This window comes from Caulifigura coniformis, assembly GCF_007745175.1.
In the GTDB taxonomy this organism is placed as follows: domain Bacteria; phylum Planctomycetota; class Planctomycetia; order Planctomycetales; family Planctomycetaceae; genus Caulifigura; species Caulifigura coniformis.
The window spans coordinates 1657536-1671216 of the sequence record NZ_CP036271.1; the positions used below are offsets into that span (position 1 = coordinate 1657536).

Consider the following 13681-nt stretch of genomic DNA (forward strand, 5'->3'; position numbering starts at 1 on the left):
CCTTCTGTCCACTATGGCACTAGTTGTGCAGTGCTGCACTCCTGCATTTGCGACAAATTTCATAATGAAACGCAAAGTTGGCGGCGGCTGTGGAGCTGGAAAGAGTTTCTATCTCGTCAGTTCCGGAGGGCCAGATGATGACTGGGGGTATGGCGCGGACCCGACATCACTGCTATACAGTGGTTCCGCAATGACGTCAGGCGTGTTTGGCGACTCCGCAAACGCGACCGGCAACACATCCTCAACATTATACACGGCGGAGAATGCCTACTCGGGAGCCCCTCAGGCAAATGCTGCTGCAATCCTCAACGGTCAAGTCGAGGCAACACCCGAGTCTGGGCCATATCTAGAGACGTACATCTCCACTAGTGCAAATGCCGACTACCTAATCGACGATTGCCCAGAGACGACTGGACAGCTGACTGCCAAGCTTTCAATCTTTGTGTCGAGTCCCTCGACGTATCCTTGGACAAGCACTGGCCACGCAAACGCTTCTGCCGGCGGGTCGTCCATCGACGCACTAGCCATGAACGGCAGTGTCCAAGTCCTGGGCTCACTCCAGAACAACGGAGGCTCGCCGACGACGATCGACTACGTGGAGCCCGGGGACAGCTATGCATCCGGCCAGCGAGTCGGAACTGAGCACGTCAACTGTGGGGCGTCGGTTCAAATATCGGTTGCAACCGACTGCTCAGCAATCGACTACCCGCAAGACGACGGTGTTATTATCGTCAACACTACCGCCCATGCCTCTTTCGAGGTTGAGACTTACTGACTAGTAGTCTTCGGCGATCCTGCTTCGTCGTACGCACCCCACAGATGCCTACGGCGAAGCACTCTTTACAACCACCTAGCGATTCTGCATCACACTTTCCGGATAGGCTAATGGGACCGTTTGCCTCGCTCTTGGCGTCATCTGCGGTTTGCGCTGTCGGCACCATTTGGGGCGCAAACTTGTCGCAATTCAGTTCGCAGTTGGTCAAGGCCTGCCACGAGAGCATAACATCGGAGTACCGCAAATCTGTTTCGCAGGCGATGCGCCACCCAGCGAGAATTGACAAGGCAATGATATCGGCGAAAAGACGGCGGGACTTTGCACTACAAGTTCTCCTGCTTGCAGGTTCACCACAGACATCTCATTGGCACGATTACGACGCTCTTGTCGCCCTAGCAAAGTCGGCAGAATCCGTGCGACAACACAAAGACACCTCGCGCCTCGCTCAACTCGCAATTTCAATAGATCCGTCGCGACCAGACGCCTATGAAATATTTGGAATAAGCCTACTAAACACACACAAGCACGAACATCTAAGCGAATTGCTGAACGAGATTGATAAACAATTTGACACACTGAACACTTCACGATCTCTTTATGTCCTTGCCTTTAGACAAGCGATTCATCACAAGAGATTCGATTCCGCATTGGCGTTCAGCGACAAAGCTGCCGAACATGTCTTTGCTGCAGCCGAGACATCCGACGCCGCCGTCCGAGTGGCAGTGCATTTCTTTCGCGAGTGGGTCCCATTCTGTGCCGTTCACGAGGCAAACTGGGACGCCGAGCATTCAATGGCACGACACGCTTCACAGCTTAAACGAGGTTTCCAACGTCAGCACGCACAAATTACGAAGTCAAAGAACGTTGACGAAGCACTTGATACATTTTTCAAGTGCATCAGGATTCACATTCTCCTCCGAAATGTTGTGCGATTGAGTCGCCCGGAATCACTTCCCACAGAGTACTCAAATGTTCTGGCGACTTATGGCGATGCATTAATGCGCCAAGTTGATGCCGCAATCATCGCGGAAGGGCTGAAAGCAGAGCTTCGGGTGATGAAAGAAGATTCGTGCTTCTGGGAGAATTCGGAGGAGATCGTCGCGGCCTGCCAGACTTTGTCAACGAAGGCGAGGTCGCTGAATAGCCAAAGTGATGGAGTCGAAAAGGTGATAACTGCGACATCACGAATCGAAGAGTTTCTTCGACTGCACAGAACGTTGCATCGTTGTATCGGCCGCCCCATGCCAAGTCTAAACAATGTCAAATGGAGTCGCCGAGCTTGTGAGTGGGGACCGGTCCGGGGGAGGATTCAGCCATCGGTCGTTGCACTCATACCGGCATCAAGAGTGTCACACTTGGACCTGAAGGCTCTTCGGACGCTGCTGCAACGATGGAGTGTCGACGGCAATACCGACCTTGCAATCATAGTTGTCGGTTCAGATTTGATTCAGAATGGGCAACTCGCGGAAGCAAGCAGTAGGATATTGTTTGCCGAGAACGATACTCGATGGAGCGTTGGTGAGGGAAATGCAAGTGAGTGGATGGACGAATTGGGATTCGAACAAGCGTATGCAGACGCCATGCTACTAATTGGTGATCGTGATGGAAACATGCGGACGGGAGCCATAGGTATTGGTGAGCAGGCCGTATTTCATGCAGAGTGCGTTCTACGAGAGATAAGGGCGAGTGAGGAAGATGCCGATTTCTTTCTTTCACCGGTGTTGCCAGGATTTAGGAGAGATCGAGACAGGGAGGTTGACGGCGAGCCCGTTTACAGGGCCATCGGCCGTTGACTCGGGTGCCTCAGGTACTTGTCGAAGAAACCCAGCACGACCGGCCTCAGGTCGCGCTGCTTCGGCTGCAGATGAAACGTGTGCGGGGCGTCCGGAATGATCACCAGCTCATTCACCACACCCGCCTTCGTCAGGGCCTCCGCAAACACCTCCGAATCCTTCACGTCGACCGTCGTGTCCGCCGTCCCGTGCAGGATCAGCACCGGCGGGTCGTTCTTGTCCAGGTGCGACAGCGGCGTGATCTGACGCGTCAGCTCCTCCGCCTTCGGATTCTTCGGATCGACCAGCGTCTGGATCCGCTTCAGGCTGTCAGCCATCGGCCCGTACATGTCGATCACCGCCTGCACGGCACACGACTGCTCTCCATACGGCCCCGTGGGATCGAGCCCGTCTTTCGCCCCCGTCACCCCCACCATCGCTGCCAAGTGTCCACCGGCCGATCCCCCGATCACGCCGATGTGTTCCACGTCGATCTGATACTTCTCCGCGTGCGCCCGCAGCCAGCGGACCGCCGTCTTGCAGTCGTGCACGTTCTGCGGCCAGATCTTCGGCCCCTCCTTCGTCTGCAGCATGTAGTCGATGCTCAGCCCCACGTAACCGTTCTCGGCCAGTGTCGTTCCGATGTTGATTTCACGCTTGGCGTCGCGGACTCCCCCCACCCACCCGCCGCCGTGAATGATCACCACACCCGGACGCTTCTCACCCGGCTTCGCTTCGGCCGGGAGATACAGGTCGGCCAGCTCCTTCCGGTCGCCGCCAAGGTACGGAATGTTCTTCTCGATCCGGACTTCCGCCTGCAGCGGAGACGCCGCCACGGCTGCGACGGCACAACAGGCGAGAAAACGAGCGGTCATCAACATGGCGCACCACGGCTGAAACAGGGAAGTCAATTTCACGCAGCGATCATGCAGCAAGACCAGCCGCCGCACAATTCAGCCACCGTAATCGCAACACGCCCTCCCTCTCCCCGCACTCGACTCACCTGCTCCTGCCGCCAGCGTCGGGGAGAGGGGCCAGACCAAACACCCCACCGCGCCCGGAGCACCGAGCCCCGACAGAGTCGGTACTTCTCAGATCACGTTCCAGTCACGCGGATCGAGAAATGCGCGGAGCCTTCTGAGGGGCGTCGTGACCAGGAACCCAGCGTCCTTAAGTGAGCGGCAAGGCGCTAGCCGCCGGTCCGATATACCATCGACAGTCCAAGGCCCAAAATGCCCGGCTTCTCCCCACAACACGCCCCGCGCCTTCAAGTTCCGCCCGGATCTCCATCAGCCTCGTGACCAAGGTCCCCCTTGGTCACGCACCCTCAGCGAAGCTCCGCTTCGCGTTGCCGAGCCCCCATTCCCTTCGACTCGGTGCGATACGCCGCCACTGCGGAAGGGCTCCGTTTCAGCAAGACTCCTTCCTCCTCTCCTGAAAAAAGTCCCTCGCATCAACGAGCTTTCATGCTTCAGGGCGAAAGCATTTCATGGAGAGTCCTGTTCCACCTCAATCCCCAACGCGCGACCGACCTCCCTGTCGCGCGTCAAAAAAACGCCCCCATTTTTCGCGCAACCACCCACGCCATGGTGGAGGACCATGCATGAACACGACCACGGCACACATCAAACCCCACGGAGCCGGCATGCGGCGACAACCGCTCCCCGGACGCAGTCACCGTCCTGTCCGCCGGGGGAGGGGGGAGGGGGGCAAGGAGTACGCAACCACCCACATCAGCGCCCTCCTCGCTCGCTCGCGATCCGGCAGCGTCGGACAGTCCGCCGCGGGGCGGCCTGGAGGGACTGTCGGTTGCTTGCGGGCATCCAGACGCAAACCGACAATCGCCGCACGCCACTTCGCTCACCCCCAAAGGCCATTACATGCTTCGCTGCGCGCTCGCCACGCTCCTGGTCATCGCCTCGTCCGCGCTCCTCGCCCAGGACAAGCCCGACCCCAAACTCGACTCCTTCTACAAGCTCGGCCCCGACTCGATGAAGCAGGAGGGAGTCCCCACCGGCAAGGTCGAGGGACCGTTCTTCATCAAGACGGACATCTACCCCAACACCCAGCGGAAGTACTCCGTCTACATCCCGGCCCAGTACGACCCGAAAAAGCCGGCCCACCTGATGATCTTTCAGGACGGACACGCCTTCCTGAATCCCGAGGGACAGGTTCGCGCCACGAACGTGATCGACAACCTCACCTTCCGCCGCGAGATCCCGGTGATGATCACCGTCTTCATCAATCCCGGCCGCACCCCCGATCAGCCCGAACCGCCCGATCAGGGCTGGGGCGACGGGAAGACCAACCGCGGCGTGGAATACAACACGCTGGACGACAGGTACGCCCGCATCATCTGCGACGAGCTGCTTCCTGAGCTCAAGAAGAAGTACAACATCTCCGACAACCCGGAACACCGCGGCATCGGCGGCGCCAGCTCCGGCGCCATCGCCGCCTTCACCGTCGCCTGGGAACGTCCGGACGAGTTCCGCAAGGTCCTCAGCATCGTCGGCAGCTTCACCAACATCCGGAACGGCCACACCTACAAGGACGTCATCAAGGCGAGTGAAAAGAAGCCCCTCCGCGTCTACTTCCAGGACGGCCGCAACGACAACCGCGGCATCCGCCAGGGCAAATATGATGAGAAGTGGGACTGGTTCAAGCAGAACGTTGAGCTGGTCGAAGTCATGACCGCCAGGGGCTACGACATCAACTACACCTGGGGCATCGGCCTCCACGGACAGAAGCAGGGAGGAGCCATCTTCCCCGACATGATGCGCTGGCTCTGGCGCGACCACGCCGTCTCAACGGATGTCCACGACAAGACCGAACGCAGCTTCAACGTCCCCGGAAAGTAGTCGTCGGTCGCTGATGACAAAAGAAGCCCGGCCGCACCGGCGGCCGGGCTTCTGAATGCAGCCAGGCAGCACCATCGCCGCTATTTCATTTCAGCCTTCGCCGCTTCATACCGCTTCAGCGCCTCCACGATCTCCGGATGCTCGGCCGCGGCCACGGCCTTCTTCGACCACGCAATCGCTTCGTCCAGGTTCCCCTGCTCGAAGTAAACCCGGGCCAGCGTATCCATCACCGCCCCGTCCTTTTCCATCGTCAGTTCCACCGCCCGCTTCGCGGCCTTGAGCGCCGTGTCGAGGGTTCCCGGATAAGTCTGTTCAGCCGCGATTCCCCAGCTCAGATCGTTCAGCAGTTGCGGCGAATCCCGGAACGTCTTCGTCGCCAGCATGTCCGCATACTGGTTCGCCTCATCCATGTTCTCGCGGTTGCCCAGCAGCTGGAGTTTGACCAATCCGACCTGGAGCGCCTTCGGCTGGCTGGCCATCAGGTCATCCACCGCTTTGATGGCCGCATCGATGTTGTCGGAAGCCAGAGCCTGACGAATCTCCCGCTGCGCCTTCATCATCGCCAGCATCTGCTGCCGCGCCTCTTCCCGTTCTTTCCGGGCGACGGTCCGGTCCCACGTGCCATCGACAACTTTCGCCAGCGGCTCATCCATCCGTGCGGGGTGGCCGATCCATTCAACCACCCCTTCCCTTCCCACGATGAACGCCGTCGGAATTCCCCGCTCGCCCGCGGCCGACATGTAGGCTTCGTTGGTTTTCCCATCAACGTCCATCGCCAGCCGGTACGTGATGGTCGCGTCCCAGGTGACCCCTTCCTTCTGCTCGTCCTTCAGGAAGTCCGCCACCTTGGAGGTCTCTTCCGTGCTCACGCCGATCATCTGCGCCTTGTCGCCGTACTTCGTCTGCAGCTCGGCCAGGTGAGGCATGGTGGCCAGGCACGGCCCGCACCATGTCGCCCAGAACTCGACGACATAAACCTGCCCCGGCTTGAATCCGTCGACTTTCTCCCCCTTCACCCAGTCGCTGATGGCGAGCGCCGGCGCCGGAGAGCCGATGTCGAGCCGTGGTCCTTCATCCGGTGATGGAGCCTTTTCGAGCTTCGGAAGCTCGAGATCCTGCTGCGCCGCGAGCGGAAACGTACAGGCCGCAGAAAACAGGAGAGTGAAAGCCGTCCGCCAGAATCGTGTCGCCATGATCCCATCCCTGTCGAAAGTGACCGACGACGCGGATAGCCATCACCGCATCGTCCGAAGATTCAGACAAATTGTGTGAATCGCTGCTCCAAAACGCTATCCCACTCCGATCAGGCCTGGGCCCCGCCCCGCTCACGTTCCAGATCGCCGCGCAGGGCGGCGATCTCTGACACATCGAGGATCACGGGCCTGCGCCAGCATGACGACCATGCGTTCATGGACGCCGGTCATCGGGCCGCGGTCGGTCATGATCGAAGTGAGTCGTTGCCAGGTGCGCGAGAGTTGTCCGAAAGAAAAGCCGTTGAACTGGCAGGCAGAGTTCAAACGATTCCGGAGAGTTGTTCAACTTTCTCCATGACAGTGATCACTTGCCCCTCGCCATCAGGTGAAATCGGATGAACCGCCGCTCCGCTCTCCTCCGTTCGCTCGCCGCGTTTGCGCTGTCGCTCATCCGCCCCGGCCAGGCCCGTGCCCAGGCGCTCGCCCCACGTCCCTTCGGCGAAGCCAACCCGAATCTCGACTCCCTCGCGGTGGGTGAATGGTGGACGAAACGGCAGCCGCCGCGCAATCCACCGCCGTCGCTGGATGTTCCCCGTGACGAGGTGGTCGCCTTCGCCGTGTACACGCACGACAACGGCGTGCTCAAAATGACGGCCCAGCTGTTCCCCCTGAAACCGGGTGAAGAACGCATGGCCCGGCTCGAACTCAAACACGGAGACGAATGGAAAGAGGTCGCCCGGCAGGAGGTCCTCTATCCCGGCTGGTCGTCGCACTTCCGGATCGAGATGTGGGACAACACGAAGGACGTTCCTTACCGCGTCCGTCACGGCGCCAACGCCATGTTCGAAGGCCTCATCCGCCGCGATCCGAAAGACAAGGACGAGATCGTCGTCGCCAACATGTCGTGCAATTCGAGCCGCACGACGGGTCTCCGGCCGGAAATCATTGACAACATCACACTGCAGAACCCCGACCTCCTCTTCTTCGCCGGCGACCAGACATACCGCCACACCGAGCACACGGCCGGCTGGATCGAGTTCGGACTGCAGTTCCGTGACATCCTTCGGGATCGGCCAACGATCTGCATTCCCGATGACCACGACGTTGGCCACCCCAACCTCTGGGGGGAGAATGGCAAGGTCTCGAAGATTGCCGGCAACGCCGATGGCGGATACATGTTCCCCGCGGAGTACGTGAACCTCGTGCAGCGACACCAGTCGTGGCACCTGCCCGATCCCGTCGACCCCGCGCCGGTTGAACAGGGGATCACCGTGTACTTCACGCGACTCCGCGTCGGCGGAGTCGACTTCGCGATCCTCGAAGACCGCAAGTTCAAGAGCGGCCCGGCCGGGAAGATTCCGCAGATGGGTCCCCGCCCCGATCACATCAACGACCCGAAATACGATCCGAAATCGATCGACCTTCCGGGGCTGGAACTGCTCGGCAAACGGCAGGAAAAATTCCTCGAAGACTGGACTGCCGATTGGACCGGCGCGGACGTCAAGTGCGTTCTCTCCCAGACGGCCTTCTGCGGCGCTGTCCACATGCACGGGAAAGAAGACCAGCGGCTGCTGGCGGATCTCGACTGCAACGGATGGCCGCAGACGCCCCGGAACCGGGCATTGAAGCTGATCCGTCGCGCGGGAGCGACGCATCTGTGCGGTGACCAGCATCTGACGGTCCTGGTGAAGCACGGCATCGACGAGTTCGGCGATGGCCCCTACGCATTTACGAGTCCCGCTCTCGTCAACACGATCTACGGGCGCTGGTGGCACCCTGAGAATGAACAGCCTGGCCCGAATCCGGTTCCGAGCAGTCCGCTTCCATGGACGGGCGATTTTCTGGACGGTCTCGGAAACCGGATCTCGATGCTCGCATACGCCAATCCACCGAAGATCGCCGATGAGAAGCAACGGGCCGACGGCTACGGGCTCGTTCGCTTCAACAAGAAGAAGCAAACGATCACCTACGAGTGTTGGCCGCGATTCTCCGACGCGAAGGAAGGCGACAAGGCCCAGTTCGCCGGTTGGCCACAAACAGTGGCCATGGCGGCGAACGACGGCCGCAAGCCGACCGCGTGGCTGCCGCCGCTCCACTTCGATATCGACAATCCGGTCGTCCGGGTGATCGAAGAAACGACGGGCGAGGTCCTCTACTCGCGGAGGATCGTGGGCCGTGAATTCAGGCCGCCGGTGTTCTCCGACGGCTCGTTCATCGTCTCAGTCGGCCTCGATACGCCGGAAGTGACTCTTCCGGCGATGCAATCGCGTCCCTGGAACCGGGAAGACCGGATTCACCTCATCAAACTGGCGTGAACTGCTGCCAGGGCATGTCCACGGCCTCAACCGACCGGCAATTCGACTGCTGTCGCCGGGTGTCACACCACCGTGCTATGGTTCGCCTCATTGGTGAGTCGCATTTCGCGCGACCAGCGACCACGGACGGTTTGCAACATGACTGCTGACACCTCGGGCCACGGATCGTCGACCATCGGGCGGTTCTTTTTTGCCACCACCGTGCTCCTCAGCGCGTTCCTGTTGTTCCAGGTCCAGCCGCTCCTTGGCAAGTACATCCTCCCGTGGTTTGGCGGGAGCCCGGCCGTCTGGACGACGGCGATGCTGTTCTTTCAGGTCACGCTCTTTGCAGGTTACGCGTACGCCCACGGCGTCGTCCGCTTCCTGCCGACGACGGCGCAGGCCGGCCTGCACGTGGGATTGCTCGCCACGGCGTGCCTCCTGCTGCCGATTGTTCCTGACGAATCCTGGAAGGGACGGGACGCCGAGAACCCCACCGGCGTGATCTTCGCGCTCCTGGCGTTCACCGTCGGCCTTCCGTACCTCGCCCTCTCCGCAACCGGCCCGCTCCTCCAGGCCTGGTATCACGCCTGGAAGGCGGACGGCTCACCTTACCGCCTCTACGCACTGTCCAACGCCGGATCGCTCGCCGGCCTGCTCACGTATCCGCTGCTTGTCGAACCGAGTTGGCGACTGCGAACCCAGGCGAACCTCTGGTCCCTCGGCTTTGGAGTCTTTGCGGGATGCTGCGCTGTGACGGCCTTCGTCGTTGCCCAGAGTCGAAGGCAGGCCCGGCAGCAGGAGAACGTCGTCGGGCCGCTCCCCACGGTCACCTGGCTGAACCGCGCGTCGTGGCTCGGCCTGTCGATGCTCGGATCAGTCCTGCTGCTCGCAACGACCAATCACGTCTGCCAGGACGTTGCCGTGTTTCCCTTTCTGTGGGTCATCCCGCTGGCCCTCTATCTCCTCACGTTCATCATCTGCTTCGACCGCCCGCAGTGGTATGCCCGGAAATGGGTCGCTGCACTGGCCGTCATGTGGCTTCTGGCGACCGAATCGTCGCACGTGATCGAACAGACGTTTCAAACACGGCTCGGCATCGTTCCCCTGGTGATCCTCTCCTTCGGCACCCTGTGCCTGGGCTGCATGGTCTGCCACGGGGAACTCGTCCGGCGGGCGCCTCCCCCCGCGCGATTGACCGAGTTCTACCTGTTCATGTCCGCCGGCGGCGCTCTCGGGGGACTGTTTGTCAGCTTGGTCGCGCCGGCCGTTTTCGACGCATTCTGGGAATGGCCCCTGGGGATTGCGACCTGTGTCCTTGTCGCTCTGCTCGCCGTGTGGGACGAATTCAAGCCGGCCGGAACGGAAACGAGCGGCCAATGGATGGGGCGATCGGCGATTGCCATGATCACCGGCGGCCTCGTCCTCATCCAGATCGCACAGTCGTCCCTCAACCGCCGGCCTGCGATCTTCGCCGAGCGCAACTTTTACGGAGTCGTCACCGTCAGCGACGAACCGCCATCGGCAGGCGACGACGCCGTCCGGATGATGATCAACGGCGGAATTCAACACGGCCGGCAGTACCTCGACGAGAATCGACGACGCGCCCCCCTGGCCTACTACGGCGCCAACACGGGCGTCGGGCAGGTGCTCAATGCGCGGAAGCAGCGGCCGGGCCTGAAGGTCGGCGTCGTGGGCCTGGGTGTCGGAACACTCGCGACGTTTGCCGAGCCAGGGCACGTCTACCGGTTCTACGAAATCAATCCGATCGTCGACGTCGCGGCCCGCGAATACTTCACCTACCTCGGAGATTGCCTCGGCCAGGAGGAAACGATCATTGGCGATGCACGCCTGGTCCTCGAACGCGAAGAGCCACAGCATTTCGACGTCCTGGTGCTCGACGCGTTCAGCGGCGACGCGGTTCCGGCCCACCTCCTGACCAAAGAAGCCTTCGACATCTATCTCAGGCACCTCAACCCGGATGGCGTCATCGTCGTTCACATCACCAATACGTACCTCACGCTCGATCCCGTCGTCCTCGCTCTGGCCGATCATTCCGGACTGACGGGAGTTCGCGTCGAGACGACTCAGGATGCCAAAGCAAGGCAGGAACGCACCTGCTACATGGTTCTCAGCCGCGACAGATCCCAGCTCGCCGACATCCAGGGAGAGCCATTCCCCTCGAGCCCCAGGACGGACGCTCAGCACTTGTGGAGCGACGACTTCAGCGACCTGCTTTCGGTCCTGAAGAGGGGATGACAGGCCTGCCCGAGAGGAGTTGACGCCCGCCGTCGAGGATGCGAGGCCAGACGGGCCTTCAGCGTCGCCCCATGACGAACATCAGCACCATGATCGATGCGCCGAATGCCAGCAGTTTGCCCCACCACGGCATCGTCTCGAGAGAGAATCCCTGCGGTTGAGCCGCGACGGCTGGAATTGTTGTGGCCGGCGCGGGCGTGACCGGCACGGTAAATGGCGTAGCAGCCGGCGTCGCAAACGGATTCGCCGGATTGGTCACCGGTGTCGAGCTGCCAGGCGGAATCGACGTCGCGATCTCGGCCGCGGGCTGCTGGGCCCAGACGATTCCGCAGTGTGGACAGGTCCCGCCATACTTCGCGCCCCGCACCTCTTTGCCGCACGCAGGATTGGAGCAGATCAAGACCTCTTCGCCCGCCGATCCGGGCGTCTGCCCGGTGGGCGGGACCGCAGTGACCGCGGAATCGTTCCCTGCTGCACTTCGTTCCCGTTCCATCGCGGCCACCGCATCCGCATCGAGTTCCGGAATTGAAGGGGCATCGAATTTCGCCAGGGCCTTCGGCTGCTGGCTCGCTCCCGCAAACCCGCCCGATTGTGCAAAGCCGCCGCCTGACGAGGTCACCTGAGACGTCGCGGCAGGCTGCATGCCGATCATCCTGGCATACCCATCCGAAGCGCCCGCCACATTCTTCGTCTTCGCCGCCGATCCAACTTCCGGCGCGTCGCGAACAATCGTGACTCCCTGCAGTTTGCTCGACTTCGCCAGAAACTCGTCGAACGTCTCCTGCGCGGGGTAGTACTTGAAGGAGTTGTCTGCGGCCGAAATCATCGTGACGCCAGACATTTCGTAGCTGGTTTCTGCCCCGCCCCGCGGAGTGACGACGACCTGGTCGGCGGTGATCAGCGTGATCGCTCCGCGGATGAGCGCGCCATTGTGACGCACCATTCCCTCGCGCGGGGCCAGGAATGTCATGCTTCCGCCATGGGCCGCCGAGCCCGCGAGGAACGAAGCGACCGCTGCGATCAGGATCGCAGGCCATGCCTTGAATGATGATCTCCAGGCCATGTGGCCCCCTCCTCAATCCAGGTCCGCAGGCAACGTCCGTACCGCTGCGCCGCGCAACGACATTCGGCTCGGAGAACTGACCCAGCACGCACCCGATCCCATGACGAACTCCTGGCCGCACCAGAGCTCGCTACCGCACCGCAGAATGACGACGCCCGGCCGGGCGTCGTTCCAAAAACAATACCCTCGGCGACGACTTTCCGTAAATATCACGCCGATTCAGAAAACCTTACGCCCATGGAACACCGGACACGGGAAATCCCCTCGTCCTGTTCACTCGATTTCCGAAATCCACAGCCGGAGTTCGTTTTCGTACTCGCTCGCGAGGTTGGAGCGGATCAGTTCCCGATGGAACGCCGCCGCCCCGTTCGGTGCCAATTCGGCCGCCTCGGCGGTGGCGAAGCGCTTCGCCGGGTCCGGAGCGATCAGCCCGCCCAGAAGGTGCAGCAGGTTGGCGTTCTGGGCCACGTCGCGTGGCAACCGGTCCGGCAGGTTTTCGGCCAGATCATGCTTCGCCTGAACGAGATCCGGTCCGTCGCTGCAGTCGGCAAACGGGAATTGCCCCGAAAGCATCTCGTAGAAGATGTACCCCAGGCTCGCGAGGTCAGATGCCGCCGTATGAGCCGCTCCTTCCAGCACTTCCACCGCCGCGTACCGCGGAGTCCACAGAGGCCGGGTCGTCGGTTCATCGGCCAGCGCCGCCGAGCCGAAGTCGATGATTTTGCAGTTGCCTGTCCGCTTGACCATGATGTTCGCCGGCTTCAGATCGCCGTGGGTCAGTTGCGAACGATGCATGGCCGCAATCCCGCTCAGGCATTCCCGCAGGATTGCCGTCGCAACCCCCGGCTTCAGGCGGAGCTGCGACGACGTCTTGGTGACGATCACATCGTTCATGTACTGCCAGCGCTGCGGATCCATCCCTTCCCGGGCCTCATCCAGCGTGCGCGGCGTGAGCAGGTAGCGCAGGTCGAAACCGTCGACCCACTCCATGGCCTGGACGTGAATTCCCTTCAGCTCGATCACGTTGAAAATATCGAGCAGGTGGTCCTGCTGGACGGATGCCAGCTCCATTGCCACCCGGGCCAGGCGTCCCATCTCGTCCCGGTACGCCTTGACGCTGGCGTACCCGTCCGGGCGAAAGAACTTTAGCGCCAGACGGAACTTCACATCAAACGCCCCGTAGCGGTCCGCCAGGAACACGATCCCCTGGCCGCCCGCCCCGAGTCGTTCGACCAGGGTGTAAGTCTGCTCCCACGACACGTCGTCGCGTCGGAGCATTCGCTGGAACTCTTCAGCCAGCTGCTGGCCGTCGCCCTGCGGAGCCGAATCGGATCCCGGTGACGCCGCGTATGCCAGCGTCGGATCGAGTGCAGAAGGATTGAGTGTCACTGGAGACGGAAGTGCGCAAGCCGTCATGGAATGGGAAGAAAACCGATCCGTCGGCAACTGGGGGAGAACTGGCGGCGA

At 61.4% G+C, this 13681-nt stretch carries 9 protein-coding genes; 5 read left to right on the forward strand and 4 right to left on the reverse strand.

The window, feature by feature from the left end; translation table 11 throughout:
* Nucleotides 1-64: 64 nt before the first annotated feature.
* Nucleotides 65-775, forward strand: a complete 711-nt coding sequence (locus tag Pan44_RS06545) for a hypothetical protein (protein ID WP_145028450.1) — start codon at nucleotides 65-67, stop codon at nucleotides 773-775.
* 179 nt (nucleotides 776-954) lie between these two features.
* Nucleotides 955-2568, forward strand: coding sequence for a hypothetical protein (locus Pan44_RS06550; RefSeq protein WP_231754239.1), 1614 nt, complete (start codon nucleotides 955-957; stop codon nucleotides 2566-2568).
* Here the strand turns inward: Pan44_RS06550 and Pan44_RS06555 are convergent.
* A complete protein-coding gene (locus Pan44_RS06555) occupies nucleotides 2547-3422 on the reverse strand; it encodes an alpha/beta hydrolase (protein ID WP_231754240.1) in 876 nt (291 codons plus the stop codon). The genes Pan44_RS06550 and Pan44_RS06555 overlap by 22 nt on opposite strands.
* A gap of 1005 nt (nucleotides 3423-4427) precedes the next feature.
* On the opposite strand from Pan44_RS06555, the gene Pan44_RS06560 reads away from it, so the two are divergent.
* Nucleotides 4428-5405, forward strand: a complete 978-nt coding sequence (locus tag Pan44_RS06560) for an alpha/beta hydrolase (protein ID WP_145028456.1) — start codon at nucleotides 4428-4430, stop codon at nucleotides 5403-5405.
* Nucleotides 5406-5485: 80 nt separating this feature from the next.
* Here Pan44_RS06560 and Pan44_RS06565 read toward each other — a convergent pair whose 3' ends face one another.
* Nucleotides 5486-6598, reverse strand: coding sequence for a redoxin domain-containing protein (locus tag Pan44_RS06565; RefSeq protein ID WP_145028458.1), 1113 nt, complete (start codon nucleotides 6596-6598; stop codon nucleotides 5486-5488).
* A gap of 395 nt (nucleotides 6599-6993) precedes the next feature.
* Between Pan44_RS06565 and Pan44_RS06570 the strand changes: the two genes are divergently transcribed.
* Nucleotides 6994-8913 (forward strand): metallophosphoesterase family protein, encoded by a 1920-nt coding sequence (locus tag Pan44_RS06570; RefSeq protein WP_145028460.1) that lies wholly within the window; start codon nucleotides 6994-6996, stop codon nucleotides 8911-8913.
* Between the two features lie 138 nt (nucleotides 8914-9051).
* The gene (locus Pan44_RS06575) at nucleotides 9052-11151 is read left to right on the forward strand and encodes a spermidine synthase (protein ID WP_145028462.1); all 2100 of its coding nucleotides are present in this window, start codon (nucleotides 9052-9054) and stop codon (nucleotides 11149-11151) included.
* A 58-nt stretch (nucleotides 11152-11209) separates the two neighbouring features.
* Here Pan44_RS06575 and Pan44_RS06580 read toward each other — a convergent pair whose 3' ends face one another.
* Nucleotides 11210-12214, reverse strand: coding sequence for a hypothetical protein (locus Pan44_RS06580; RefSeq protein WP_145028464.1), 1005 nt, complete (start codon nucleotides 12212-12214; stop codon nucleotides 11210-11212).
* Between the two features lie 273 nt (nucleotides 12215-12487).
* Nucleotides 12488-13630, reverse strand: coding sequence for a serine/threonine-protein kinase (locus Pan44_RS06585; RefSeq protein WP_197453904.1), 1143 nt, complete (start codon nucleotides 13628-13630; stop codon nucleotides 12488-12490).
* Between the last annotated feature and the right edge of the window lie 51 nt (nucleotides 13631-13681).